Source organism: Mesorhizobium sp. M1338 (assembly GCF_040318045.1).
In the GTDB taxonomy this organism is placed as follows: domain Bacteria; phylum Pseudomonadota; class Alphaproteobacteria; order Rhizobiales; family Rhizobiaceae; genus Mesorhizobium.
Map to the genome: position 1 here is coordinate 1 of NZ_JAMYLL010000012.1, position 25,842 is coordinate 25,842.

A 25,842-nucleotide genomic window follows, 5' to 3' on the forward strand; every position below is an offset into this window, starting at 1 on the left:
CGACAGCCCTTGCCTGCAACTCACGCGCTCGCAAAATCCCCGCTTCAGACCTACGCCAAAAGACAGTGTGAGATATCCGGGCTAGCTGTGCCCGACATAGTCAGGCACGGTCTCGATTTCGTCGCGAACCATGCCGGCAGCGAAACTGAACTGGCCCCAAAACGCCAAGCCATAAAATGCCTGACCGACAATCAGGGAAAATGGAATTTGCCAAAGCGGCATCCCTGCTTCTCGGGCATGGCCGACAATACGTCGTGTTGTGCGCCACGACATGGTGAACCATCGGCTGAACGACTTCGCCACCCGTTGCGTGCGGCTAGGCGCGCTAAGCTCCACATATTTGCGGTCGGCATCGCGACCGGTTACCAGTGCACGCCAGTAAAAGAATTTCCAGCCACGTGGCGAGTAATGGTAAGCGCGTGCATTGACATTATAGATCTTGTGACCTTCAAGTTTTAGCTTGCGCATCAGCAATGTGCAGGAGACTTTGAACCCATTATGTTTTGGAAAAGGATTTTTTGTAATCCAGTCGCGCCGAAAAGCTATATTATTGGCATTAATTGCCCTCTTTGAAGCAAATCTCCCGTCTCCATGTGCCATTGGAAAAAACCAAATCAAAGCAAATGTTCTAGAAAAGAAGTCATCATGCAATAGGTAGGTATATCCGTTCACGCAAACAATTTCAGATTGTGCGAACGGCTCAAGTAAAGTTGATAGCCATCCGGGTTCAGCTACGGTATCTGAGTCGGATAAGACAATTACGTCCCCATCGGCTTTCAAGATTCCATTATTCTTCAGGTCGTAATATCGCCCTCCTGGGCAAGCGGCAAAGATGACGTCGGCAACTCGTTCCAGTTGCGGCGCTTCCGCTGTGATGTCGCTACGAAGCGTTTTTGCATCCGCCTCTGTTCCGCCGTGGGAGATGACAACCTTCGGTCTGGCCAAGCCGGCTGAGGAAACCGAAGTGATTTCACGCGCCAGCGCCTTCAGTCCAACGCCGACTTCGCCCCAATCTATGGATTTGGCGTTCTCCATTTCCAAGACGAGCGAGTATGTTGCGCGTTCCTCAACCATCTCTGCACCGACCATTTATCAGCGTCTAGGTGGCTATCGTCGCCGCAACCCAATGTAAAGACAACCCTACGGATCAAGCGGCAGTAGATTCGCAAAGCGCTCCTTGTCACCTATGATCTTCACATCGCCTTTTCGATCAGATCGGACGCTGGCCCAGGTTTCTAAGAGTGCCGAAAGCGCGATGATTGCTGAGGTTGAATTTTGAGGGGTCCGAGTATTGCGACAAGAAGCGCTCCCTCCACTCCATATTGACGTTGTCTCGTTGGATTTCGAGACCTGAACTGGGGGCTGGTGCAGATTCAGCAGATTCAAATGTGAGTTGCGCGCCTACCAGACCCGCGACTTTCTCAAGGCTGGCCTGTGGATTTGCCAAGAGTTCCTCGTATGTCAAGGACAGGAAAGACAATCCGTTTTTTGCAAGCCAGATGTCCCACGACAGATTCTCCAGCACGATTTTTTCAAGGGCCTCCGCTATCGATGCGCCGTCATAGCGTGGTGAGTTCTGAACAGCCTCAGTAGAGCGAAACCGACCGGTCTGACGAGCGCGTGACCAAGAGATTGCCTGACCAAGGAGATCGCGGCGAGTCAAGCGCACGTAGTGCAGTCCTGGAAGGCTGGCTGGGAGATCCACAGTCTTGGCCACCTGCAAAAACTGGCTTGCAAACAGTTTGGCAGCGTAAATTCCAGAGGGAGACCGCCCATCTTTCAATGCACGCAAAACCTGGGCACGGGGATCGCGAGGATAGTTCGGCATTGCGAGAACACGGCGGCCACCGAACCACTCGAGGGGGTTGCCAAGCTCGGTGGCCGCCATCAATCCGGCCAGATGATTGCTGCCGCTGCGCGGTGAGGTGCAGATGAGAATTCCGGCTTTCAACCCAGCCAGCATTTCCGGCGGGATTTCAACTGGCAGAGGGCGCCTACGAAAAAGATGCATGGCGATCAAGACTACCGCTTCAGCAAGAACACAGCCTGCTGGCCGAAGAAATTCCAGAACCACCACGGCATCGACAGGCCGATCTTCTGGCCATTGGCGTCGAGTGCGGTTGCTTTTTCCACGGTTGCGCCGAGTTCGTCGCACAGATTGACGAAGTCGCGGATGGTGCAGAAATGGATATTGGGCGTGTCGTACCAGGAATAGGGCAAGTCCTTGGTCACCGGCATGCGGCCGTTGAGGAACAGCGAAAGGCGCACGCGCCAATGGCCGAAATTGGGGAAGGACACGATCGCCCGGTTGCCGATCCTGAGCAATTCGTCGAGCACCAGCTTCGGGTTGCGGGTGGCCTGCAGCGTCTGCGACAGGACGACGAAGTCAAAGCCCTTGTCGGGATAGAATTCGAGGTCCTTGTCGGCATCGCCCTGGATGACCGAGAGGCCGCGCGCCACGCATTCGTTGACGCCGCGCTGCGACAGCTCCAATCCCCGGCCATCGACCTGCTTGCTGTCTTGCAGCAATTCGAGCAGCGAGCCGTCGCCCGAGCCGACATCGAGCACGCGGGACCGCGGCGGGATGAGATTGGCGACGACCTCGAGGTCGACACGCTGGTCGCGGTTGACGCTCATTGGCTCAATCCTCTCGCCCGGGCCGCCGAGCCGATGAAGCCATTGATGGCGGCAAACAGTTCCGGCTCGTCGAGCAGGAAAGCATCGTGGCCGCGATCGGTCTCGATCTCGACGAAGGATACCGACGCGCCGGCCGCGTTGAGCGCATGCACGATCGAGCGGCTCTCCTCGGTCGGAAACAGCCAGTCCGAGGTGAAGGACACCAGGCAGAAGCGGGTTTTGGTGCCGGCAAAGGCGTCGGCCAACCGGCCGCCATGGTCGGCGGCGAGGTCGAAATAGTCCATCGACCGGGTCATGTAGAGGTAGGAATTGGCGTCGAAGCGATCGACGAAGGTCATGCCCTGGTGGCGCAGATAGCTCTCGATCTGGAAGTCGGCGTCGAAGCCGAAGGTCAGAGCTTCGCGATCCTGCAGGTTGCGGCCGAATTTCCGGTGCAGGGCGGCCTCCGACAGATAGGTGATGTGGGCGGCCATGCGCGCCACCGCCAAGCCCTTTTCCGGGCGTTTGCCGTGTTCGAAATATTTGCCGCCATGCCAGTCCGGATCGGCCATGACAGCTTGCCGGCCGACCTCGTGGAAGGCGATGTTCTGCGAGGAATGGCGCGCACCGGTGGCGATCGGCAGCGCCGAGAAGACGCGCTCCGGGTAGCTCGACGCCCATTCCAGCACCTGCATGCCGCCCATCGAGCCGCCAAGCACGCAGAACAGCTTTTCGATGCCGAAATGGTCGATCAGCATCTGCTGCGCGCGCACCATGTCGCGGATGGTGATGATCGGCAGGTCGAGCCCATAGGGTTTGCCGGTGGCGGGATTGGTCGAGGCCGGTCCGGTGGAACCCAGACAACCGCCGATGACGTTGGAGCAGATGACGAAGAAGCGGCTGGTGTCGATGATCTTGCCGGGGCCGATCAGCACCTCCCACCAGCCCGGCTTGCCGGTCACCGGATTGGTGCTGGCGACGTGCTGGTCGCCGGTAAGCGCATGGCAGACGAGGATGGCGTTGGAGCGGGCGTCGTTCAGCGTGCCATAGGTCTGGTAGGCGATCTGGAACGGCGACAGCAGCGTACCGGCGTCCAGCTTGAGCGGTTTGTCAGGCCCAAAACGCAAAACCGGGCTCGATGGCTGGTCGGCCTCGTTGTTGGTTTTGCGAGCACGCAGAGCGGCCATTGCATCCATCTCACACCTTGATCCCTGCACCGTGCTTTTCGAAAATCGATGCCGATGCGGTATCCGGCCGGCGCGGACAACAAAAAACCGGCATTGCAGTCGCAAAGCCGGTTACAGGATGCAAACGGCCCTTTAGCAAGTTGTTTAACGTGGCTGCAAGCCGACCGGCCAAATCACCACGGAAGTTCGCACCCTTCTAGGCCCGTGGCGTGCTGGCGTCAACGGCCAGCCTTTGTCCCGAGGCGGTCACCTCTCGACATTGCGGGCCACGGCTTGTATTTCCGCTGCGGCTTCCCTGAGGAGCGTTCTCGACGGATTTTACGACATGAGCCAGACACCGGACAAGGCACGTCCAACCCCGCGCGCGGGCATCATGGACATCGATGCCTATGTGCCGGGCAAGAGCACGGCGCCCGCCGGCATCGCCAAGGTCTACAAGCTGTCATCGAACGAGAACCCGCTCGGTCCGTCGCCAAAGGCGATCGAAGCCGCGCGCGAGATTGCCGGAAAGCTCGATATCTATCCCGACGGCACCGCCAGGCGGCTGCGCGAAGCGATCGCCGAAGTGCATGGCCTGAACCCGGCCAACATCATCTGCTCGAACGGCTCCGACGAGATCCTCGGCCTGCTGGCGCAGACTTATCTGGCGCCCGGCGACGAGGCTGTCATCACCGAACACGCCTTCATGGTCTACAAGATCTACATCCAGTCGGCGGGTGCCGTTCCGGTGACGATCAAGGAAAAAGACGAGCGCGCCGACATCGACGCCATCCTGGCCGCCGTCACGCCGCGCACCAAGATCGTGTTCCTCGCCAATCCCAACAACCCGACCGGCACCTATGTGCCGTTCCAGGAGGTGCGCCGGCTGCACTCAGGTCTGCCCAAGCACGTGCTTCTGGTGTTAGACGCGGCCTATGCAGAATATGTCCGCCGCAACGACTACGAAGCCGGCATCGAGCTCGTCGGCAGCGCCGAGAACGTGGTGATGACCCGCACTTTCTCCAAGATCGGCCTTGGCGGGGCGCGGATCGGCTGGATGTACGGGCCGATGCACATCGTCGACGCAATCAACCGCGTGCGTGGCCCCTTCAACGTCAATGCAACGGCGATCGAGGCCGGCATCGCGGCGATCCGCGACCGCGCCCATATCGAGCGCAGCATCGCGCACAACGAGACCTGGCTGGCATGGCTGAGCGAGGAGTTCACAAAGCTTGGACTGCGGGTGACGCCGAGCGTCGGCAATTTCGTCCTCGTTCATTTTCCCGAGGACAACAAACATTCCGCAGCTGCGGCGGACGAGTATCTAACGGCGCGCGGCTATATATTGAGGCGCGTTTCCGGCTACGGCTTTCCCAACGCGCTGCGCATGACCGTCGGCACCGAAGAGGCCAATCGCGGCGTTGTCGCCGCACTCACGACATTCCTGAAAAGCTAGAACACCATGACATCACCGATGTTTGAAAAGATCGCGCTGGTCGGCATCGGCCTGATCGGCTCGTCGCTGGCCCGCGTCATCCGCCGCGAGGGTCTGGCCCACCACGTCGCTATCTCGACCCGCAGTGCCGCGACGCTGGCGCGAGCGAAAGAACTTGGGCTGGGCGATAGCTACACCACCGATGCGAAGGAGGCGGTTCGCGATGCCGATCTGGTCATCGTCTCGGTGCCGGTCGGCTCGTCCGGCACCGTGGCCGAGGAAATCGCACCGGCGCTGAAGCCGGGCGCGATCCTGACCGATGTCGGCTCGACCAAGGCATCCGTCATCGCGCAGATGCAGCCTTATGTGCCGGCCGGCGTCCACTTCATTCCCGGTCATCCGCTGGCGGGCACGGAAAAATCCGGCCCCGATGCCGGGTTCGCCGACCTGTTCGACAATCGCTGGTGTATCTTCACGCCGCTGCCCGATACCGACCCGGACGCGCTGGCACGGCTGTCGGAATTCTGGCGCCGCTGCGGCGCCAACATCGACACGATGGATCCCCAGCATCACGACATGACGCTGGCCATCGTCTCGCATCTGCCGCACATCATCGCCTACAACATCGTTGGCACCGCCGATGATCTGCAGTCGGTAACCAAGTCCGAGGTGATCAAATATTCGGCTTCCGGCTTTCGTGACTTCACGCGTCTTGCCGCCTCCGACCCGACGATGTGGCGGGATGTGTGCCTGCACAACAAGGATGCCATCCTCGAAATGCTGGCGAGGTTCTCGGAAGATCTGGCGTCGCTGCAACGCGCGATCCGCTGGGGTGACGGCGAAAAACTCTTCGACCTGTTCACCCGCACCCGCGCCGTGCGCCGCTCGATCATCGAGGCCGGCCAGGACATCGACGTGCCCGATTTTGGCCGCCAGGCGGTCGAACACCCGGCAAAGACCTAAGTCTGTTTCAGGCGGGCCAGGTCGCGGCAACCATGGCCAAAGTCTCGGCGCGGTCCGGGGCACCAAGCCTGCCGCCGAAGTGTAGGCATTTGAGCGCGGCGGCCGCACTGGCAAAGCGCAGCGCCTGCTCGACCGGCATGGCTTCGGCCATCCCCACGGCGAAGGCGCCGTGAAAGACATCGCCGGCCGCCAATGTGTCGACCGCTTTGATTCTCGGCGCCGCGACGTGGCGCACACAGCCTGCGGAACGGTCGTGCCACCAACTCCCCGCCGCGCCGCCAGTCACCGCGACAAAGGCGTCGGTGCGGCTGGCGAGATCGGCGCAAGCCGTTTCCGGATCGAGCGCCTGGCCGCAGACAATGCGCGCCGCCGGCTCCGATGCAACGATGTGCGTGGCGAGCGGCAACAGCTGTTCCAGGACCTCCAGCGGCGCGGTGTCGGCATCGAGGATCGCCGGCCGACCATCGGCGCGCGCCGCCTTCAGGGCAAGTGCTGCCGCACCTGGCCAGCGGACATCGACCAGTACGGCATCGAATGCGGAGAGGTCGGCGACCGGCAAGGCTTCGGGATCGGCCTGGGCAAGCCTGTCATAGAACGGCACGATGATGCGCTCGCCATGCGCGTCGACCAGAATCGAGGCCAGCGCCGAGCGGGCGCCTCTGACGCGGCGCACAAAGGTGCAATCGACGCCTTCGGCCTCGACGCTGGCGATGAGCTGGTCGGCGATGACATCGTCGCCGGCGCTCGCCCACAGCGATACCTCGGCGCCCAGGCGATGGGCGGCGCAGGCAGCGCTGGTGGCCATGCCCGAGGCGATCTGGACGCCGTCGGAGGCGATGAACTTGCCCTGATGCACGGGCAGTGTCTCGACACGCAGGATGGTGTCGAGCGTCAGCGCGCCGACGCTTAGAAGTTTTGCCGGTCTGTTCATACTGGGATGCTTAATTGAGCGGCTTGATCTTGCCCAGTGGGATGAAGCCGAACGAGGCCTTGCCCTTGACCACCTTGAGCGGCATCGACGGTTCGTTGCCGAGCACCGCCAGGGCAGAAAAGCCCTGCTCGATCTGGCTTTTCTGCTCGGGTATGGCGGCACCGAGGATGGCCGCCACCGCCTTCGGGTCCTTCAGCCTGATCATCAGATCGGCGTTGACCAGGCCCTCGGCATCGACCGAGAGCGGTCCCGAAACAGTGATGCGCGCCGTCCCCGACGACAGGTCGAGGTTGCGGATTTCGATCGCCTGGCCGCGCAGGCTTTTCACCTGCGTGCCAATCAACGCGACGCCGTTCTTCAGCGTTGCGTCGCCGCTGGCATCGAGCGCCGGCAGCACGCGCCCGCCGATCGCGCCGGGGTCGATCTCGAGATCGCCGAAACTGCCGAGATAGTCGATGTCCGACCCATTCGGCCGCAGTTGGCCGGCCGCCTTGCCGGCGCTGAACAATTGCACCGGGTCGGTATCGTCGGCCGGATCGGTCTGGCCGGACAGGCCCTCCGCCTCCAGGGCAATCCGCTGCGGTAGCGGCCACCACAATTTGACGTTGGCCTGCAGATTGTCCCAGTCGATCCACAGCGGCGCCATGCCTGGAACGGAAGTCCTGAGCGGGCCGCGCAGATTGGCAACCGGTGACAGAGGCTGGATGATCTGGGCGGCTGCGTTGAAGCTGCCGGCCGAAGCGGCGATGTTCCTGGCATCGTCCTCGTAAGCCAAATTGTCGCAGGAGACGGTAAAGCTCAGGGGATAGCCGCTGACCTGGAGGTTGGCGCAGCCGGCTTCGACGCCAGTTTTGTTCAGCGTGGCAACCGCCTTGTCGGCCTCGCTCCTGACCCGGTCAGCCAGATAGAACCAGCCGCCGCTGTAGATGGCAAACAGCACCACGACGAGCGCGGCAAGCCACAACAGGCGGCGACGTTTACTCGGCTGGCGTTCGTCACTTGACGTCATGCTTTGGCTCTCGTTAACGCATGGGTGTTGCGGACGGACAGTCGATCCCGCCAACAATAGGTAGACAGAGACGAATAGGTAGACGGGGACAGGCGGAAAAGACACCGGTCCCGGTGCGGTGTTGGCATCTTTTGCAATCAGGCGCGGCGATATGGGCGATTTTTGGGTGTTTGGCTATGGTTCGCTGATCTGGCGGCCGGGTTTCGCGCATGTCGAGACACAGCGTGCCCGCCTGCATGGCTACCGGCGCTCGCTTTGCGTCTATTCCTTCGTGCATCGCGGCACGCGTGAACGGCCGGGGCTGGTGCTCGGCCTAGATCGTGGCGGCTCCTGCATCGGCTTGGCGTTCCGCGTTCCCGGCGACTTGCGCGACGAGGTCATCGCCTATCTGCGCGAGCGCGAATTGGTCACCAACGTCTATCTCGAGCGCTTGCTCAAGATTCGTCTCGACGGAGGCCGGACGGTCGAGGCGGTGGCCTATATCGTCGACCGCCAGCACGAGCAATATGCCGGCGCCCTCGACGCGGCGGAGGCGGCGGCCGTGGTGCGCGGTGCGGCCGGCCAGTCCGGCATCAACGAGGACTATGTGCTGAGCACTCTGGAGCACCTCGAGGCGCTGGGCATTCGCGACCACTGGCTGGAAGAGGTGGCGCGGCAGGTCGCGCCTTTGTGAAGCTGGCGCTGCGGAAAAAGGCGGCCAGGCTTTTGACCTCGATCGGTCAAGACCTAGGTTAGGCTCCGAACCTCAGCCCCGCGGGCGCCATTCGCCCGCCCCAATTATCCCGGAGATACGCCTTGCAGAAACGCCGTCTCGGTCGCACCGACCTTTCCATCGCGCCGCTGGTTCTGGGCGGTAATGTCTTCGGCTGGACCGCCGACGAGAAAACCTCGTTCGACCTGCTCGACCGCTTCGTCGGCGCCGGCCTCAACACCATCGATACGGCGGACGCCTATTCGCGCTGGGTCTCCGGCCACAAGGGCGGAGAGTCGGAAACCATCATCGGCAAGTGGATGAAGGACCGTGGCAATCGTGACAAGGTCATCGTGGTCACCAAGGTCGGTTCGGATATGGGGCAGGGCCACAAGGACCTGTCCGCCGCATACATCGAAAAGGCCGTCGACGCATCGTTGAAGCGGCTGCAGACCGACACAATCGACCTCTATCTGTCGCACTGGCCGGACCCGACGACGCCCTACGAGGAAACTCTTGGCGCCTATGAAAAGCTGCTCGCCAAGGGCAAGATCCGCTATGCCGGCTGCTCGAACCTCGACGCCGCTCAGTTGCGCGCCGCACTCGATGTGGCGAGCCTGCGCAGCCTGCCACGCTACGCAGTGCTGCAGCCGGAATACAATCTTTACGATCGCTCGTCCTTCGATGGGCCATTGCGCGATCTGTGCGTGGCCGAGGACATCGGCGTCATCACCTATTTCAGCCTGGCCAAGGGCTTTCTCAGCGGCAAATACCGCCGCGAGGCCGATCTTGGCCAAAGCCCGCGTGGCGGCGGGGTGAAGGACTATCTCAATGCGCGCGGATATCGCATCCTCGCGGCACTGGACGCGGTCTCGGCCAGGCATTCGGCCAAGCAAGCGGAAGTCGCACTTGCCTGGGTGATCGCGCGGCCAGGTGTGACCGCGCCGATCGCCAGCGCGACCAAGCCCGAGCAGATGAACAGCCTGATCAAGGCGGCGTCGCTGAAACTGAGCGGCAACGACATGGCCGAACTCGACAAGGCGAGCGGCTGAAGCTTTCGGCGACCGCTCCTCGCACGAACGTCCAAGACCACCCTCTCGTCTTGCCATACCGTTTTTCGCAGGGGCAAGGCAGAGGGTGAGATGACTGAGCCGCTGCTTTCGCAGCCGGACCTTTGGCGTCAGCTGCTCGCGCTGGTGCTTGCCGCCACGGTCGTCATGGGCAGCCCGGGGCCGGCAACGATAAGCGTCACCGCCGTCGGTGCCGCCTTCGGCCTGCGCCACTCGCTGGGTTATGCCTGCGGGATCATCCTGGGCACGATCGCCGTGCTTTTGGTTGTCGCGACCGGGGTCATGGCTGTGCTCACCTCGATGCCGAAGCTGGCGCCGCTGCTGGCTGTCGCGTCCGCGGCCTACATTCTCTATCTCGCCTTTAAGATCGCCACGGCACCACCCTTGGCGGCGCGCGCTGGCGAGGCTTCGCGTCCAACATGGCTGGCCGGGTTTCTTCTCGCTGTCGCCAACCCAAAGGCCTATGTGGCGATCGCCGCCGTGTTCGCCGGCGCTTCGTCGAAACAAGGCGTCGCTGAGATCGGTCCATGGCTTGGGCTGACGGTTCTCGCCCTGATGATCGTCGCCATCCATGCGGTGTGGCTCGTCGCGGGAGCAGCGTTCGCGCGGTTCCTGCGCCAGCCGGCAACCTCGCGGATCGTCAATTTGGTCTTTGCCGGGACGCTGGTGTTGACCACCGCGCTGGCCGTGTTCCGCTGAAAACTGGCCCCGGAGTTTTCGCTCAGGCTTTAGCGCCGAGTTCCCGCAACCGCTTCACCGCTGTCGGCGGCAAGGCGGGTGGGTTCGGGCCGCGCGCCGCATCAATCAGGAACTGGTCGCAGGCAGCTTCCGTTTCCCCGATCAGCCGGGCCATGAATTCGTCCTTGCTCAGTCCCGGTGGAATCGGCGGCAGGAAGCGCGCCTTGATCGTGCCGGGGTAGCGCAGGAATTTCCGCCGCGGCCAATAAAGGCCGGCGACATGGGCAACCGGCACGACCGGAACGCCAAGCTGAGCATAGATTTCGACGATGCCGTATTTGTAGGCCGGCTCGTCGCCCGGCGCCCGGCGCGTGCCCTCGGGATAGATGATCAGCTGGCGAGGGTTGCGCGCCATCTCCTCCTTGGTCGCGGCGACCACGGCCTTCAGCGCCTTCGAGCGGCTGCCGCGGTTAACCGGGATCATCCGCATCTTCATGATGTACCAGCCGAAGAACGGGATCCAGGTCAGCTCTCGTTTCAAAATGTAGAGCGGGTCCTGGAGGAAGGGAAAGAAGGCGATCGCGTCCCAGAACGACTGGTGCTTGGGCGCCAGGATGAACGAGCCTGCCGGCAGGTTTTCCTGGCCGGTGATGTCATTCTTCGTTCCGGCGATCTTGTCAAAGAGCCACATCGAGGTGCGCGACCAGAATTTCGGCACGAACCAGGCGCGGTGACGGGGCGACAGGAAATAATAGGGGGTCCAAAGGATCATCTGGACGATCAGGTTGACGTAGAAGACGAAATTGAACGTCAGCGATCTGGCATAGAGCATGGGGGAGGCCCGGTGAGGAGGTGAGCGTTGGTTACACCAAGCGCGGGGAAAAAGGAAATGGCCGACGGGCGCTCCGATCGGCGATGAAGAGCGATCCGTCGACGGTCCAGGTTCCGCTACATCAACCGCGCCAGCCGCTCCTTCAGGCGCGGCGCGGCAAAATCGAGGAAGGCACGCAGCTTCACCGGCAACAGGCCGTGGCCCGCATGCACCAGGCTTACCGGCCATGGCGCCGGCTCGAACTCCTCCAACAGGACGCGCAGCGAGCCGGACCGCAGCGCGGCCTCGATCTGGTAGGAGAGCACTTTGGTCAGCCCGACGCCGGCGATCGCCGCGTCGATGGCCGCTTCAGCGCTGTTGACCTGAAGCCGTGAACGGACCTGGACCGGGATTTCGGCCTTGCCCTTGGTGAAGCTCCAGGTGGCGGCGGAAGCAAGTCCCTCGAAGGTGATGCAATCGTGTGTTTCGAGGTCCTCCGGGGTGATCGGCGTGCCGTGTTCGGCCAGATAGGCCGGGCTGGCGCAAACGACGCGGCGGATCGCGCCGACGCCCATCGCGACCAGGCTCGAATCGGGCAACTGCCCGATGCGGATGGCGAGGTCGAAATGGTCCTCGACCAGCTGGATTATGCGGTCTGCCAATGTCAGGCGTATGTCCACGTCGGGGTAGGCTGCGAGAAAGCCGGTGACGACCGGCAGCACGTGCAGGCGGCCAAAGACGACCGGCGCGGTGATAGCCAGTTCGCCGGTTGGAGCGCTGTATTCTCCGGCAGCCGTGCGTTCGGCCTCACCGACGTCGTCGAGGATGCGGCGGCAGGCGGCAAGATAGGCCTGGCCGGCATCGGTCGGCGTCAGCCGGCGCGTCGAGCGGTTCAAGAGGCGTGTGTTGAGATGGCGTTCCAGATCGGAAACCTTGCGGCTGACCGTTGCCAGCGGAATGCCGAAACGGCGGCTTGCCGCGGACAGGCTGCCGGCCTCCACCGCGGCGACAAAGAGAGACATTGCTTCGAGACGATCCACAGCTTCTTCCGGAAAATGGAAGGACGAGTTGCAAATATGTCATCTGCATCGGAACGATGGAAGGCTTTATATTGTTGTTGTCGGCCTGCCTGTAGCATGGCCACAACCTGCAAGGAGCAATCATGTCCGAAGCCCGGCCACCGCTGCCGCCGTTCACAGCCGAGACATCAGCGCAAAAGGCGCGCATGGCCGAGGATGCCTGGAACTCCCGCGATCCGGCACGGGTCGCGCTTGCCTATACGACGGACAGCCGCTGGCGCAACCGGGCCGAATTCCTGCAAGGCCGCGATGCGATCCAGGCGTTCCTGACGCGCAAATGGAGCCGCGAGTTCGACTACCGGCTGATCAAGGAGGTCTGGGCCTTCCACGACAACCGCATCGCCGTGCGCTTCGCCTATGAATGGCACGACGACAGCGGTTCATGGTTCCGCAGCTACGGCAACGAGAACTGGGAATTCGACGGACACGGCCTGATGCGCCTGCGTATCGCCAGCATCAACGACCTGCCGATCGGCGCGGCTGATCGTAAGTATCACTGGCCGCTCGGCCGGCGGCCGGACGATCACCCAACACTGTCGGAACTCGGGCTTTAGAGCAATTCCAGGAGGCTTTCGATGAACGCGCATGCTTTCACCAGCGACGTCGCCTTCACGCCGACCGTCAAGGCGATCCAGGCACGCAAGGGTTCACGCCAGTCCTATGCCCGCGTCGAGGAGCGTGGCGGCTGGCAAGCCGCGATCACCCCTGACGTTGCCGCCTTCATCGAGATGCAGACCAGCGTCTTCCTGGCGACGGCCAATGGCGATAGCCAGCCCTACATCCAGCATCGCGGCGGACCGGCCGGCTTCCTCAAGGTGCTGGATGAACACACGATCGGCTTCGCGGATTTTGCCGGCAACCGGCAGTTCATCACGCAGGGCAATCTGGCCGACAATCCGCAGGCCTTCCTGTTCCTGATCGACTATATGCACCGCCAGCGCATCAAGCTCTGGGGTACGGCGCGCGTTGTCGAGAACGATGCCGAGCTGATGGCGAAGCTGATGCCTCAGGACTACAAGGCCCGCCCCGAGCAGGTGATCCTGTTCACGGTCTCGGCCTGGGATGCCAATTGCCCACAACATATTCCGCAGCGTTTCGAGGCGGCCGACGTGGCGGCTGCACTCGGCGAGAGAGACAAGCGGATCGAGCGCCTCGAACGGGAGGTCGCGCGGCTCAAGGGGATGTCGGGCGCTGCCTCCAGGGCAGGCGCGGCCGCCGGGGAATAATGGTTCAGCCGCCGGCCGCGGTTTCGGCCAGCGCTATACCGGCTGGAGTTGGCTTCACCGGCACGATGCCACGCGCCAGCGCCAGCAAATATTTGTTGTACTCGGTGAACAGCACGCGCAATGCCCGCGGCTTGGTCAGCCAGCCGCCATTGTCGAGGTTGGAATTGACCACCGGATAGGGCTCAAGCTTGGCGCCATGCAGCAGCCGGCCCATTTCCAGCAGGCTGCGCGGCATATGATAATTATTGGTGACGAGGATCACCGTGCCATAGGCATGGCTCTCCACCCATTTGGCGCTTTCCTCGGCATTGCCGATCGTGTCGAGCGCGGCACGGTCGATGTCAACGCAGCAGGAGAACAATCGCTTGTCGCCACCGGTCGCCGCCTGCAGCTGACGACGGCTGGCGGAAGGATGCACGCCACTGATCAGCAGCCGCTCGCCCTTGCCCGACGCAAGCAGGTCCATCGCCGCGTCAAGGCGGGACTGGCCGCCGGTCAACACGATAATCGCGTCGGCCCTGGCTGGATTGGCAGGGGTCGTCAGGTGACTGACCTTGTTGGCGAACCAGCCGAAGCCGCCGGCAAACAAAGTCGCGAGGACGAGCAAGGAGAGAGCGGACATACGCAACGCGGCCCTTATCCGGCTCACTGTGCGGCGGTCATGCGAACGGGCAACCACCACTGGCATCTGCCCAGCCGTACCGGTTGAATCCCGCGCGTCCATCGCCATATGGTTAATCCTGAAATGCGACCTTGGGTAGTTAAAAGACGCACTTTGCGTTACGTGAATTCTCCATCCGTGATCTGTCCATGTCGTTAGCCCGCGTCCGGTTGGCGGACGTCGATGTCGCTGAGATAGGCAACGACGGTGGCGTGCGAGGTTGCCGCCGTCAGTCCGCCGATCACCAGCACCATCAAGACGACACCGAGATAGCCCGCCGAGCCGATGGCGAAATTGCCGAACAGGGCGGTCGCCTGGTCGGCCTGCGGCGTTGCCATGTTGCGCGACGACCACCAGGAAAAGGCGATGAAGACGAGCACAGCGGCCGCGCCGCCGGCTGCCGCGCCTTTCATGCCGGTGACCAGGAAATGCCGGCGAAACTCGCGTGCGATGAAGCGCGCTTCGGCGCCGACGAAATGCAGTACTTCGATGATGTGGCCGTTGCCGGCCATGGCGCCGCGTGTGGCGAACACCACGGTCAGCACGGTCGCCGACAGCATCAGCGCCAGCACGGCGATGCCGATGGTCACCGTCGTGCGGGCCATGGCCACCAGCCGGTCGACCCAGGTGCGGTGATCGTCGAGCGAGGCGCTCGGCAGTTTCGGCGTGATCGCGGCGCGCATGGCGGCGAAATCGGGTGGGCTGCTCTCGTCGATGGTGACGATGATCAGGCGCGGCACCGGCAGTTCGTCGATGTTAAGGCCCGAACCGAGCCACGGCTCCAACAGCCTGGCGGTCGCCTCACGATCGATGATCCGGGTCGCCTTGACGCCGGGAAATTCGCCGGCGATCTGCGAAGCCTGGGCAAGGGCTGCCTCCATGTCGAGACCGTCGACCGGCTTAACCTGGATCGTCGCCTCACGCGAGATCTGGTTCTCCCAGACGGAAGCCGTGTCGCGCACCAGCGTCACCGCACCGAAGGTCAGGCAGGAAAGGAAGGTCATGATGGCGATGACCAGCACCAGCGCCCGGCCGGCGATGTTCTGCGCCGGCACGATCGGTGCCATCCTGCGCTGGGCGCGCGGCCTTGCCTCGGTAGCCTCGGCGTCCTGCGTTCGTTCGACAAGATGTCCGGCGGACAGTTCAGTCATAAATGTCCAGCCTTCCGCCGGCCAGGATCATGCGGCGCGCGTCGACCTGTTCCATCAGGCCGAGATCGTGGGTGGCGATCACCACGGCGGTGCCGAGACGGTTGAGTTCGATGAACAGCCGCAGCAGGCGTCGCGCCAGCGGCGGATCGACATTGCCGGTCGGCTCATCGGCCAGCAGGATCTCCGGCTGCTCGATCAGCGCGCGGGCGATCGCGGCGCGCTGCTTCTCGCCGCCGGACAGAACCGGCGGCAGCACATGCATGCGCTCGCCCAGCCCAACCCACTTCAACAGTTCGGTGACATCGGTGCGGTAGCTCGCCTCCTCGCGCCCGCGCACGCGCAGCGGCAGCGCGACATTCTCGTAGGTGGTCATGTGGTCGAGCAGGCGAAAGTCCTGGAACACCACGCCGATGCGGCGCCGCAGATGCGGCAACTCGGTGCGCGAGATGCGCGAGCGGTCCTTGCCGAAGATGGTGATCAGCCCGCGCGTCGGCTTCAGCGACATGAACAGCAGGCGCAGCAACGTCGTCTTGCCGGCGCCCGAAGGCCCGCTCAGGAACTGGAAGGAGCGCTCCGGAATGTGCAGGGAGATGTCGCGGAGGATTTCCGGACCCATGCCATAACGGAGGCCGACATTTTCGAAGCGAATCAATTTCGGCGACCTGAAATTCGGCACGGCGGCGAGCCGGCCTGTTCTGGGTAAAGACCATCGGCCGGCATGGTTAACCGGCGGTTAATTCCTGCGTTCTTTCGGTTCGTCACGAGGGCTCCGGTGGGGAAGCGTTAACCATTTGTGTTTACGCAAAAAGAAACGAAAAGCGAACACGTTCTGCAATGCTGGGGCCATATGGCTGACGATCGAACCGCGCGCCCGGTTTCCGGCGAAATCATGACCGATCCGGCGGCAATTGCCGTAGCGGACCGGTTCATGCGTGGTTCGGCTGCCGACATCGTCGATGCCGACTATGTGGTGATGCCGCGTCTTGTCCCTGTCGTGGAAAGCGTTTTGCCGCTGCCGCGTGCGATCGTCACACCGGCCATCGAGGGCATGGACATGCTGCGCAAGCCCGAGGCCCCGGCGGAGCGGCCACCGGCCTCGCGCGGCGGGCCGATCTTCTGGGTCGCCGGCCTAGGGGCCGCCCTTGCCGCCTTCTGGGTCTCGGGTGGGCATGCGCTGGTGCGCCAGGCGCCGTTCCTGTCCGGCGCGCAGGCGTCGGCGCTCAGCATTTCAGGCGTCACGTCACGCATCGACGCCTCGGGGCCGAACCCAACGCTGTTCGTCGATGGCGAGGCCGCCAACGATGGTGCGAAACCTGTGCAACTGCCGCCGCTCGAAATTCGGGTGACGAGCAATGACGGGCGCACAACCCGCTATACGTTGGGGACATCCGGCCGCGCGCTGGCGCCGCGCGAAAGATTCGGCTTTGCCAGCCGGCTCGACGTGCCTAAGAACGGCGTAAGAACCGTTTTAGTCACTTTCGCTCAATAGGCGACTATCGAGGAACACCAATGCCAATCGTACGCGGCAAGGACATCGAAGTCCTGTTTTCAGCATCGGCGATCGCCCGGCGCAACCTTGAGCTCGCCAAGGAGATCGCCGGCCACGACTATCACGATCTGCTGGTGATTTCGGTGCTGAAGGGGTCGTTCATCTTCGCCGCCGACCTTATCCGCGCCATGCACGATGTCGGCCTGTCGCCGGAGGTCGAGTTCATCTTCATCTCCAGCTATGGCGCTGGCACCACCAGCGGCGAGGTGAAGGTGCTGCGCGACATCGACAATGAGGTCGCCGGCCGCGACGTGCTGTTGATCGACGACATTCTCGAATCGGGCAAGACGCTGAGCTTCACCCGCGACCTGATGCTGTCGAGGGGCGCCAAGAGCTGTTCCGTCGCCGTGCTGCTCGACAAGCGCATGCGCCGCCAGACCGCGCTCAATGCCGACTACGTCGGCTTCGACTGCCCCGACTATTTCGTCGTCGGCTACGGCATGGATGTCGCGCACGCTTTTCGCGAACTGCCGTTTGTCGGCGTCGTGAAAGGGGACGCGTGAGCGGCTTCCAAAAAGATCCACCGACCCTGCGCGCTTTCAGGAAAAGTCAACTTTTCAGCGCCAAGTATGCCGGTCATGGCAAAGCTTCTGATCGTCGAGGACGATGAGTCCGTACGCACCCTGGCCGCCCGCGCGCTTGAACGCGCCGGGCATACAATCGATATCGCGGCGGACGGCGCGCAAGGGCTTTCGCTGATCCAGGCCGCGCGTGGCGGCTACGATCTCGTCGTCTCCGACATCCGCATGCCGGAGATGGACGGCATCGAGATGGCGATCGCGGCGGCAGCGCTCTTTCCGGCGATGAAGATCATGCTGATGACCGGCTATGCCGACCAGCGCGAGCGCGCCGAGGAATTGAACGGCATCATCCTCGATGTCGTGCAGAAGCCTTTCACGCTGGCCGAAATCCGCTCGCGCGTCGAACGGGCTCTGATCTGCTTCGCCTGATCAGGCTGGATCGGCAGCAGTGAGCGCGGGTGGAGCGCTCTTGCGCCGTTCGGTGTTGAGCGCCAGCAGGCCGGCGCCGATTATGAGGGCCGCGCCGATCACGGTCGTCGACCGCGGCATTTCGGCGAAGAACAGGAAACCCCACAGCGGCGACCACAGAATGCCGGTGTATTCGAAGGTGGCGACGCGGTTGGCCGGCGCCATCCGGTAGGCCTGCGACAGCAGGATCATGCCGGCGGAAGCGACGAAACCGCAGGCCGCCATCTTGAGAAAATCGGGCAGCATCGGCCACAGCCAGGGCCGCACCAGGAATTCCAGGCTCGGGTGGACGGCATGGGTGATGCCGGCAAGGTGAAACGCGCCGGCAACCACGGCGGCGCCGACCAGATAGGCGCCGTTCTGATAGAAGGCCATGACGGTGGACGATTCGGTATCGCCTATCTTGCGGGCCATCAGCTGCGAAAAGCCATAGAGCGCCGCCGAGCCCAGCGACAGCAGTGCCGCCCAGTCGAACAGCCCTGCGCCCGGGCGCAGCATCACAAGGACGCCGAACAGCCCGATCAGCACGGTTGCCATCGTTTGCCAGGAGACGCGCTCGCCAAGATACGGCCCGGCCAGCGCCATGATGAACAGCGGCGCCATGAAGTAGAGCGCCACCGCGTCGGCGAGCGGCAAAGCGGCGATGGCGAGATAGTACATCGTATAGGAGGTGAACTGGATGAAGGCGCGCATCGTCAGCATGCCGAATCGCTTCGACAGGATCGCCCGCAGGCCGACATCGGTATGGACCAGAACAATCAGGATCGGCAAGGCGACGATCGATCGGATCGCCATCACTTCGGTCACCGGATAACCGCTCGACACGGCTTTGACGAGCGGGTCCTGCAACGAGAAGACCAGCACGCCGAGACACAGGCTCAGGATGCCGCGCACCATCCGGTTCCGCATGACGATTCCAGGCTCCAGTACCGCGACCGCAAGCTAAAAAGAACCCGCCACCGTTTCGGGCAGCGGGCACGAGTGAGGACTCTTGATTGGTCCGCGGCTGATTTCGCAGCCGCATATCCAATGGGAGTGGCCACTATCGTCCTGCGTTTGACATGTTGCAAACGAATTGGAATGATGCCAGCGATCAAATTTCCTTATGGCGGATTTCATGCGACCGACCCTCGACAGCGACCTCCTGCGCACCTTCGTGGCGATTGCCGAGACCGGCAATTTCACCAAGGCGGCGGAGCAGGCCGGCCGCACCCAGTCGGCGGTGTCGATGCAGATGAAGAAGCTCGAAGAGCTGATCGGCGACAGCCTGTTCGAGCGCGGCTCGCGCGGCGTCGCGCTGACGCGGCGCGGCGGCGAACTCATCGTCAATGCCCGCCGCATCGTCTCGCTGCTCGACGAGACGGCGGCTTCGATGGCGGCGGCGCCGCTTGGCGGGCCGGTGCGCATCGGCATTCCGGAGGAGTATGGCCACGCCATCCTGTCGCGCGCGCTCGGCGCCTTTTCGAAGCGCCACACGCAGGTCGAGGTCACCGTGCGCTATGCGCATTCGGGGGCACAGATAGCGGCGCTTGCCGCGGGCGAACTCGATCTGTGCGTGGTGTTCGAATGGCAGGATCCTGCCGGCGGCGAAGTGCTGATGCACGATCCGACCGTGTGGGTGACGTCGACCCTGCACCACATGCATGAGGAACAGCCGGTGCCGATCGCGCTCTACAACCGGGCAGGCTGGTGCAAGGACTTCGCCATCAAGTCACTGGAGCAGCGCGGTCTTGCCTATCGTGTCGCCTATACCAGCGACACCACCGGCGGCCTCAAGCTCGCCGTCACCTCCGGACTGGCGATCGCACCGATTTCGCGCAGCAACATTCCCGACGGCTGCCGTGAACTGACGACCGCGGACGGGTTCGGCGCCATCGATTCCTCGAATGTGGTGATGCACCGCAACCCGAATGCGTCAGGCGAGGCGATCGACGGCATGCAGGAGGCAATCCGCGAGGCGTTCGTCAACAGGCTGAATCAGCCGGCGGCATCCTCGTAGAAATGCAGGCGGTTGCCGAACGGGTCGGCGACCGATACCTCGCGGGTCTTCCATGGCGTTTTCTTCCAGGCCGGGCCTGGCGAAGCGGTATTTCTTGCCGATCAATTCGCCATGCAGCGCCGCGATATCCTCGACCCTTATGCGCACGGCAATGCCGAGGCACCGTCGCCGCGTTGTCGTCAAAGCTATGCCCCCACCGCACTTCGAAGCCGAGGAAGCCGACGTAGAATTCACGCGCCTTGGCAATATCGAAGATGCGCAGGATAGGGATGACAGCGCCAAGTTTAGGCATGGTGCTGCAACCGTCCGGGAGGGTTTTCGGGTGTGGTCGAGGCGGGGCGGCAATCCCTTTGTTGTTTTATCGCAATTCCGGACGGAAAACCGCTTCACACTTTTCCTGGAATTGCTCTATTTCAGCTCGAGCAGCCGTTCCAGATAGCTGCGTTCGATGTCGGGACTCAGCGCGTTGCCGAGCCGCTTGCGGATCGCTTCCAGAATCTGACGGGCGCGCTGCACATCGATCTCGTCGGGCACCTTCACCGAATCGCCGAAATCGGGCCCCTGGCTGGCGCGTGGCCGGCCGAGCGGGTCACGATCGGCATTCTGCTGGCGGCCGCCTTGTTCGCTGCCGCTCTGGTCGCCCTGCATGGCCTGCATCTGCTTCATCATGTCCTTGGCGCCCTTGCGGAGCGCTTCCAGCGCCCGGCCCTGATGGCCGACGGCCTCATCGCCTTCGCCCTCGCCGAGCGCCTGTTCGGCATTGCCCATGGATTTGCCGGCCTCGCCAAATCCTTCATTGGGCTCCATGCCCATGCCCTCGAGCCCCTTCTTCAACTGCTCGAGGTCGCTTTTCAGCTGGCCCTGACCCTGCTGCAGCTGCTTCAGCGCATCGGCGAATTCCTGCGGCGTCATCGGCTTCGGCTGGCCGCCCTCGTTCGGCTTGCCGTTTTCGCCTGATTGACCTTGTTGCTCGTCCTGGCCGAGCTGTTCGTCGCGGTTCTGTCCGCGCTGGCGTTCGCCGCGCTGCATCTGGTCCATGCGGAAGGTGTCGTTCATCATCTCCTGCTGGCGGCGCAGGATATCGCCGAGCTTGTCCATCTGCTGGCGCATCTCGCTATCCTGCTGGCCGCCTTGCTGCTGACGGCCGGCCTGCAGATTGTTCATCATGTCCTGCAGTTGCGACAGCAATTGCTGCGCCTTGTCGCGGTCGCCCGACTTCGCCAGATTCTCGATCTGATCCATCATGCGGTCGATATCGCTTTGGCGCAGTTCCTGGCCATTCTGCTGCATCTGCGGGGCGCTGGGATTCTGCTTGGCGCGCTCCGCGAATTCCTGCAGGAACTGGTTCATCGCCTCGCGCAGTTCCTTCATCGCCTTTTCGATTTCGGCGTCGCTGGCGCCATTCTTGATGGCGTCCTGCAATGCCTGCTGTGCCTGGCGCAGCCGCTTTTCCGCGGCCGAGAGATTGCCTTCCTCAATGCCGAGCGCGATTTCCCAGAGATAGGAGACCTCGCTGCGCAATTGATCGTCGCTGTCGGCCATCTTCAACCGGCTGCGGGCGCTCATGATGGCGAGGTAGTGGGACATGTTGTCGAACGTGTCTTCCGGCCGCAGCGTAATGGCGTCCATCAGGTCGAGCACGCGCGGCTTGGCATTGGCGTCGAGCGCGAGCAGGCGGCGCTGCTCGATCACGGCTCGCGCCAGCGGATTGGCGAACGGCCGCTCCGGCATCATCAGCGTCTTGGTTTCGCTTGATGCGGTGTGCCCGGCATCGTCGGTGGCAACCAGCGTCAGCTTGATGTTGCTGCCGGCCCAGACATGCTCGGTCAGGTCCTTGGAGGTCTTGGCCGCATTCGACTTGCCGCCGCGTCGCGGCAGCGAAAGCGGCATTTCAGGCGGACCATAGAGCGGATGCGCATTCGGTGCCTGCGGATCGGCGAGCGTGAACACCGTCTTGGCGGTGGCGGCGCCATAGTCGTCGTCGATCTGGTAGTTGAGTTCGAAGGCGCCGTTGGCGGCCCGCTTCGGCTCGCCGACGAAGCGGATCCGCGGCGGCTTGTCGGTTATGACCGCGAAGGCCCAGCGGCCGAGCTGATCCTCGCCCGATGTCAGCGTCAGCGTGCCGTCGCCGGTCAGCTTGCCGGTGAACTGGCGTATCTTGGACGGCGTCGCCGGGCTTGCCGCTGGCTTGGCTGTGGCGGCCTGCGGACCGGCCGGCTCGATGGCGCGGGAATTGCCACTCTTGTCGGCGTAGGCAAGCGTTTCCTCGCCCGAACCGCCGGTCACGCGCAACGACACATCGCTGCCTTCGGGAACGGTGAAGGTCGGCGTCGCCTGGTTGGCGTCGGCGGTCAGGAAGATCGGCGGCTTGCCGGTGTAGGCCGGTGGCGTCACCCAGGCGTCGATGCGCGGCGGCACGGTATCCTGCGCGCCACGGGCATTGAACCCGTCGCTGACTCTGCCGCCCGTCGGCCCGAAGGAGAAGGCGAAGGCGGTAACGAGCAAAAGTGCCGCCACCGTGCGCAGTCCCCAGGGGTCGCGCTCCGGCACCCGTGTGCGCGGCAGGTCGGCGCCGAGGCTGTCGAGCTTTCCGGCCATGCGCTTCTGGTGCTCGCGCCAGAGCGCTTGCGAGAAGCTGCTTTCCCTACCGCTAGGCCGGTCGGTCTGCACCAGCACCGGGCTGTGCAGCAATTGATTGGCCGCCTCGATGCGGCGGTCGATTTCGGCGGCGCCCGGCAGGCGGAAGAAGCGCAGGGGATAGAGCGCGGCCAGTGCCGCGATGGCGAAGGCGGCGACAAGGCCGATGCGCGCCATATCCGGCAGCCGGGAGAAGAGGCCGAGCCAGGAGGCGCTGAGGAACAGGCTGGCGACGATGACGAGCGGAAGCAGCAACGGCCAGCCGCGCTCGACCATCATCGAGACCCGCGTCGCCAGCCGGCTCAAGGCTAGGCGCCCGGCCAGGCCGCGATTGCTGCTGAAGGTGGGTCGTCGCGTCATCGGCCCTTCCTCGAGCCCTATTCCATCCCGAAAAAACAGGCATGGGGCTCTATCTCTTGAGCATGATCTATCCCAAAAACCGGATTCCACTTTTCGGGATCATGCTGTGGGCGGGCAGGATAGCCCAAGCCTCACGACTCGAAGAATACCAGCAAACACGGCAAAGGCGAGGCGGTTTGGAAAAACGTGAAGGCCGCTATTATAGTTCCATGCTGCAGTCAGAAGGTTGCCGGGTTCGCATTTGCCCCGCAGACCAGCACGGCGACGCGTTCGCCCGGCGCTGGCGAATAGCGGCCGGACAGGATCGCGGCAAAGGCGGCGGCGCCACCCGGCTCGGAAATGATGCGAACCCGGTTCCACAACGCCTTTTGCGCGGCGATGATGTCGTCGTCGCTGACCAGGATCGAGCGTTCGACAAAGGCCTCGGCGATCGGGAACATCATCTCGCCGACACGCTTTGGCGCCAGCGAATCGGCGGCGATGCCCTCGGCCGGCGCATCGACGGGGTGTCCGGCCTCAAAGGCGCGGTAAAGCGTTGGTGCCCCTTCCGGCTCGACGGCGATGATGCGGATGCGGCCGGCAAACCAGGCAGCGATGCCGCCGATCAGGCCGCCGCCGCCGACGGCGACCAGCAATGTGTCGATCTCAGGCAAATCGCTCTCGATTTCCAGCCCAAGCGTGCCCTGGCCGATCAGCGTCTCCTGCTGGTTGAAGGCATGGATCTGCAAGGCGCCGGTTTCCTCGGCGAACCGTTCGCTGGCGGCCAGTGCCTCGGCATAGCGGGCGCCGCCGACGATCAGATCGGCGCCGTAGGAGCGGATCCGCTCGAGCTTGGCCGGCGGGCTCACTTCGGGCACGAAAATGGTCGCCTTGTGGCCAAGCCGCATGGCGGCATAGGCGACGGCAGCACCATGGTTGCCGCCCGACGCGGCGACGACACCGGCCTCGGGAACCGGCCGTTCCAGGAGATTGGTGAAGGCGCCGCGCGCCTTGAACGAGCCGGAATGCTGCAGGCATTCGAGCTTCAGGTCGATCGCCAGCGGCGGCCGGTCGAAGTCGGCCATGTCGACGCGCAGCACCGGTGTGTGGCGCACATAGGGACGGATGCGCGGTTCCATCGCGGCAATGCGCTCGCGTGTGACAGTGTTGCCGTTCGTCATCGACGTCTCCTCGGGATTGACAGTAATTAGTAACTTGGCAAAATGGCTAAATGCAAGAGGTCGATGTCTTCAAGGCGATTGCCAACGAACGCAGGCTGCAGATACTCGACTGGCTGAAGGATCCGCGCGCGCATTTCCCACCCCAGGCGGATGGCGATCTGGTCGAGGACGGCGTCTGCGCGCTGCTGATCGCCGAGAAGCTCGGCATCACACAGGCGACGCTCAGCGAGCATATGCGCGTGCTCACCCAAGCCGGCTTGTTGCGTGCCAGGCGCATCAAGCAATGGACATTCTATCGCCGCGACGAGGATAGGATCGCCGAAACAAGGGCGCTCATCCAGAACCGGCTATAGCGCTACCGTCGGCGTTCGAGACGATGTGGCCTCTATGCGAGCCAATCGGGTACGGAATCCAGCCCGATCAGGTCGTCATAGGACAGGCGCGGACGCACGACGTGGAAGCGGTCCCCGTCGACCAGAACTTCCGGCACCAGCAGGCGGGTGTTGTAGGTGCCTGCCTGCACCGCGCCATAGGCGCCGGCGGTGAAGACGGCAATCAGGTCGCCGGACTTCAGCCTGGGCAGATCGCGGTCGAGGCCGATATAATCGCCGGTCTCGCAGACCGGGCCGACAACGTCGACCATCATGCGCGGCGCGTCGGCCGGCGGCTGCACGACCGGACGGATGTCGTGGAAAGCATCGTAGAGCGTCGGTCGGATGAGATCGTTCATGGCGGCGTCGACGACCAGGAAGTTCTTGGCGTCGCCTTCCTTCACGAAGATCACTTCCGAGACGAGGATCCCGGCATTGCCTGATATCAGCCGGCCCGGCTCGAACATCACCTTCAATCCGAGCTTGCCGACATGCTTCCTGACGATCTGGGCATAAGCATCGGGGAGGGGCGGCGGATTGTTGTCGATGCGGTAGGGAATGCCGAGGCCTCCGCCGAGATCGATATGCTCGATGACATGGCCGTCAGTTCGCAACGCGCCGACCAGATCGACAAGCAGGGCGAAGGCGTCGTCGAAAGGCTGCAGCTCGGTGATCTGGCTGCCGATATGGGTGTCGATGCCGGTGATCTTGATGCCGGGAAGCTTTGCCGCGCGGGCATAGACCTGACGCGCCTTTTGCCACGGAACGCCGAACTTGTTCTCGGCCTTGCCGGTGGAAATCTTCTTGTGGGTCCTGGCGTCGACATCGGGATTGATGCGCAGCGAGATCGGCGCCACCTTGCCGAGCGCCACGGCTCGCGCCGACAGGAGCTCGAGTTCAGGCTCGGATTCAACGTTGAAACAGAGGATGCCGGCGGCAAGGGCAAAGTCCATTTCCCGTGCGGTCTTGCCGACGCCCGAAAACAGGATCTTGCTTGCCGGGATGCCGGCGGCCAGCGCCCGGCGCAACTCCCCTTCCGAAACCACGTCGGCGCCGGCACCGAGCTTCGCCAGCGTCCGCAGAACGGCTTGGTTGGAATTGGCCTTCATGGCGTAGCAGACCAGCGTTTCGAGCCCGGCAAAGGCCTGCGCGAACACCCGGTAGTGCCTGGTCAACGTGGCCGTCGAATAGCAGTAGAACGGCGTGCCGACCTGCGCGGCGATATCGGGGATCGCCACGTCCTCGGCATGGAGCACGCCGTCGCGGTAGTCGAAATGGTTCACGAGAGTG

At 63.2% G+C, this 25,842-nt stretch carries 28 protein-coding genes and 1 riboswitch; of the genes, 12 read left to right on the top strand and 16 right to left on the bottom strand.

What is annotated here, in order from left to right; translation table 11 throughout:
* Window positions 1-81: 81 nt before the first annotated feature.
* From NKH19_RS13715 to metX, 4 genes are all read right to left on the bottom strand, one after another.
* Window positions 82-1,089 (bottom strand): glycosyltransferase, encoded by a 1,008-nt coding sequence (locus NKH19_RS13715; protein WP_352867956.1) that lies wholly within the window; start codon window positions 1,087-1,089, stop codon window positions 82-84.
* Between the two features lie 121 nt (window positions 1,090-1,210).
* The gene (locus NKH19_RS13720; protein ID WP_352867968.1) at window positions 1,211-2,011 is read right to left on the bottom strand and encodes a Stf0 family sulfotransferase; all 801 of its coding nucleotides are present in this window, start codon (window positions 2,009-2,011) and stop codon (window positions 1,211-1,213) included.
* A gap of 11 nt (window positions 2,012-2,022) precedes the next feature.
* Window positions 2,023-2,637, bottom strand: a complete 615-nt coding sequence (metW, locus tag NKH19_RS13725; protein WP_352867954.1) for a methionine biosynthesis protein MetW — start codon at window positions 2,635-2,637, stop codon at window positions 2,023-2,025.
* Window positions 2,634-3,803 carry a homoserine O-acetyltransferase MetX gene (metX, locus tag NKH19_RS13730; RefSeq protein WP_352867951.1) on the bottom strand — a complete coding sequence of 390 codons (1,170 nt, stop codon included), beginning with the start codon at window positions 3,801-3,803 and terminating at the stop codon, window positions 2,634-2,636. Before metX ends, metW begins: the two co-directional genes overlap by 4 nt.
* A gap of 112 nt (window positions 3,804-3,915) precedes the next feature.
* Window positions 3,916-3,993, bottom strand: a riboswitch (SAM riboswitch).
* A gap of 135 nt (window positions 3,994-4,128) precedes the next feature.
* Between metX and hisC the strand changes: the two genes are divergently transcribed.
* Both hisC and NKH19_RS13740 read left to right on the top strand, forming a co-directional pair.
* Window positions 4,129-5,238 (top strand): histidinol-phosphate transaminase, encoded by a 1,110-nt coding sequence (hisC, locus tag NKH19_RS13735; RefSeq protein ID WP_352867949.1) that lies wholly within the window; start codon window positions 4,129-4,131, stop codon window positions 5,236-5,238.
* A gap of 6 nt (window positions 5,239-5,244) precedes the next feature.
* Complete coding sequence (locus tag NKH19_RS13740) at window positions 5,245-6,180, top strand: prephenate/arogenate dehydrogenase family protein (RefSeq protein WP_352867948.1); 936 nt, start codon at window positions 5,245-5,247, stop codon at window positions 6,178-6,180.
* A gap of 7 nt (window positions 6,181-6,187) precedes the next feature.
* Here NKH19_RS13740 and NKH19_RS13745 read toward each other — a convergent pair whose 3' ends face one another.
* Together NKH19_RS13745 and NKH19_RS13750 are read right to left on the bottom strand one after the other, a co-directional pair.
* Window positions 6,188-7,111: a sugar kinase gene (locus NKH19_RS13745; protein WP_352867945.1), complete on the bottom strand. Its 924-nt coding sequence runs from the start codon at window positions 7,109-7,111 to the stop codon at window positions 6,188-6,190.
* Window positions 7,112-7,121: 10 nt separating this feature from the next.
* The gene (locus tag NKH19_RS13750) at window positions 7,122-8,120 is read right to left on the bottom strand and encodes a DUF2125 domain-containing protein (RefSeq protein WP_352867943.1); all 999 of its coding nucleotides are present in this window, start codon (window positions 8,118-8,120) and stop codon (window positions 7,122-7,124) included.
* A gap of 151 nt (window positions 8,121-8,271) precedes the next feature.
* Between NKH19_RS13750 and NKH19_RS13755 the strand changes: the two genes are divergently transcribed.
* The 3 genes from NKH19_RS13755 (at window position 8,272) to NKH19_RS13765 (ending at window position 10,580) form a co-directional block, all read left to right on the top strand.
* Window positions 8,272-8,793, top strand: coding sequence for a gamma-glutamylcyclotransferase (locus NKH19_RS13755; protein ID WP_352867940.1), 522 nt, complete (start codon window positions 8,272-8,274; stop codon window positions 8,791-8,793).
* A 122-nt stretch (window positions 8,794-8,915) separates the two neighbouring features.
* Window positions 8,916-9,863: an aldo/keto reductase gene (locus NKH19_RS13760; protein ID WP_352867939.1), complete on the top strand. Its 948-nt coding sequence runs from the start codon at window positions 8,916-8,918 to the stop codon at window positions 9,861-9,863.
* Between the two features lie 90 nt (window positions 9,864-9,953).
* Window positions 9,954-10,580: a LysE family translocator gene (locus NKH19_RS13765; RefSeq protein WP_352867937.1), complete on the top strand. Its 627-nt coding sequence runs from the start codon at window positions 9,954-9,956 to the stop codon at window positions 10,578-10,580.
* Window positions 10,581-10,602: 22 nt separating this feature from the next.
* Here the strand turns inward: NKH19_RS13765 and NKH19_RS13770 are convergent, their stop codons facing one another.
* Complete coding sequence (locus NKH19_RS13770; RefSeq protein ID WP_352867935.1) at window positions 10,603-11,391, bottom strand: lysophospholipid acyltransferase family protein; 789 nt, start codon at window positions 11,389-11,391, stop codon at window positions 10,603-10,605.
* A gap of 116 nt (window positions 11,392-11,507) precedes the next feature.
* Window positions 11,508-12,410: a LysR family transcriptional regulator gene (locus NKH19_RS13775; protein WP_352867933.1), complete on the bottom strand. Its 903-nt coding sequence runs from the start codon at window positions 12,408-12,410 to the stop codon at window positions 11,508-11,510.
* A gap of 122 nt (window positions 12,411-12,532) precedes the next feature.
* On the opposite strand from NKH19_RS13775, the gene NKH19_RS13780 reads away from it, so the two are divergent.
* Both NKH19_RS13780 and NKH19_RS13785 read left to right on the top strand, forming a co-directional pair.
* A complete protein-coding gene (locus tag NKH19_RS13780; protein ID WP_352867932.1) occupies window positions 12,533-13,003 on the top strand; it encodes a nuclear transport factor 2 family protein in 471 nt (156 codons plus the stop codon).
* A 21-nt stretch (window positions 13,004-13,024) separates the two neighbouring features.
* Window positions 13,025-13,675 (top strand): pyridoxamine 5'-phosphate oxidase family protein, encoded by a 651-nt coding sequence (locus NKH19_RS13785; RefSeq protein WP_352867931.1) that lies wholly within the window; start codon window positions 13,025-13,027, stop codon window positions 13,673-13,675.
* A 4-nt stretch (window positions 13,676-13,679) separates the two neighbouring features.
* On the opposite strand, the gene NKH19_RS13790 is transcribed toward NKH19_RS13785, so the two are convergent.
* From NKH19_RS13790 to ftsE, 3 genes are all read right to left on the bottom strand, one after another.
* Window positions 13,680-14,405, bottom strand: a complete 726-nt coding sequence (locus NKH19_RS13790) for a YdcF family protein (protein ID WP_352867930.1) — start codon at window positions 14,403-14,405, stop codon at window positions 13,680-13,682.
* Between the two features lie 86 nt (window positions 14,406-14,491).
* On the bottom strand, window positions 14,492-15,487 hold the full coding sequence (locus tag NKH19_RS13795; RefSeq protein ID WP_352867928.1) for a cell division protein FtsX: 996 nt from the start codon (window positions 15,485-15,487) through the stop codon (window positions 14,492-14,494).
* Window positions 15,480-16,139: a cell division ATP-binding protein FtsE gene (ftsE, locus tag NKH19_RS13800; RefSeq protein ID WP_010911739.1), complete on the bottom strand. Its 660-nt coding sequence runs from the start codon at window positions 16,137-16,139 to the stop codon at window positions 15,480-15,482. The genes NKH19_RS13795 and ftsE overlap by 8 nt, the downstream gene beginning before the upstream one ends.
* Before the next feature lie 195 nt (window positions 16,140-16,334).
* On the opposite strand from ftsE, the gene NKH19_RS13805 reads away from it, so the two are divergent.
* The 3 genes from NKH19_RS13805 (at window position 16,335) to NKH19_RS13815 (ending at window position 17,986) form a co-directional block, all read left to right on the top strand.
* Window positions 16,335-16,976 carry a hypothetical protein gene (locus tag NKH19_RS13805; RefSeq protein WP_352867925.1) on the top strand — a complete coding sequence of 214 codons (642 nt, stop codon included), beginning with the start codon at window positions 16,335-16,337 and terminating at the stop codon, window positions 16,974-16,976.
* A gap of 20 nt (window positions 16,977-16,996) precedes the next feature.
* Window positions 16,997-17,539: a hypoxanthine phosphoribosyltransferase gene (gene hpt / locus NKH19_RS13810; protein ID WP_352867923.1), complete on the top strand. Its 543-nt coding sequence runs from the start codon at window positions 16,997-16,999 to the stop codon at window positions 17,537-17,539.
* A gap of 75 nt (window positions 17,540-17,614) precedes the next feature.
* On the top strand, window positions 17,615-17,986 hold the full coding sequence (locus NKH19_RS13815; protein WP_352867920.1) for a response regulator: 372 nt from the start codon (window positions 17,615-17,617) through the stop codon (window positions 17,984-17,986).
* Here the strand turns inward: NKH19_RS13815 and NKH19_RS13820 are convergent, their stop codons facing one another.
* Window positions 17,987-18,934, bottom strand: a complete 948-nt coding sequence (locus NKH19_RS13820; protein WP_352867917.1) for a DMT family transporter — start codon at window positions 18,932-18,934, stop codon at window positions 17,987-17,989. It lies immediately after the preceding gene.
* A 208-nt stretch (window positions 18,935-19,142) separates the two neighbouring features.
* Here NKH19_RS13820 and NKH19_RS13825 point away from each other — a divergent pair, with 208 nt between their 5' ends.
* A complete protein-coding gene (locus NKH19_RS13825; RefSeq protein ID WP_352867914.1) occupies window positions 19,143-20,024 on the top strand; it encodes a LysR family transcriptional regulator in 882 nt (293 codons plus the stop codon).
* Here NKH19_RS13825 and NKH19_RS13830 read toward each other — a convergent pair.
* The 3 genes from NKH19_RS13830 to NKH19_RS13840 form a co-directional block, all read right to left on the bottom strand.
* Complete coding sequence (locus tag NKH19_RS13830; RefSeq protein WP_502910934.1) at window positions 19,990-20,316, bottom strand: glyoxalase superfamily protein; 327 nt, start codon at window positions 20,314-20,316, stop codon at window positions 19,990-19,992. The two genes, NKH19_RS13825 and NKH19_RS13830, sit on opposite strands and share 35 nt — an antisense overlap.
* Before the next feature lie 116 nt (window positions 20,317-20,432).
* The gene (locus tag NKH19_RS13835) at window positions 20,433-23,021 is read right to left on the bottom strand and encodes a TIGR02302 family protein (protein WP_352867911.1); all 2,589 of its coding nucleotides are present in this window, start codon (window positions 23,019-23,021) and stop codon (window positions 20,433-20,435) included.
* A 218-nt stretch (window positions 23,022-23,239) separates the two neighbouring features.
* Window positions 23,240-24,181: a threonine/serine dehydratase gene (locus NKH19_RS13840; protein WP_352867908.1), complete on the bottom strand. Its 942-nt coding sequence runs from the start codon at window positions 24,179-24,181 to the stop codon at window positions 23,240-23,242.
* 50 nt (window positions 24,182-24,231) lie between these two features.
* Here NKH19_RS13840 and NKH19_RS13845 point away from each other — a divergent pair, with 50 nt between their 5' ends.
* On the top strand, window positions 24,232-24,534 hold the full coding sequence (locus NKH19_RS13845) for an ArsR/SmtB family transcription factor (protein ID WP_352659115.1): 303 nt from the start codon (window positions 24,232-24,234) through the stop codon (window positions 24,532-24,534).
* Window positions 24,535-24,566: 32 nt separating this feature from the next.
* On the opposite strand, the gene lysA is transcribed toward NKH19_RS13845, so the two are convergent.
* Entirely contained in the window at window positions 24,567-25,835 is a 1,269-nt protein-coding gene (gene lysA, locus NKH19_RS13850) for a diaminopimelate decarboxylase (RefSeq protein ID WP_352867905.1), read from the bottom strand.
* Window positions 25,836-25,842: the final 7 nt, after the last annotated feature.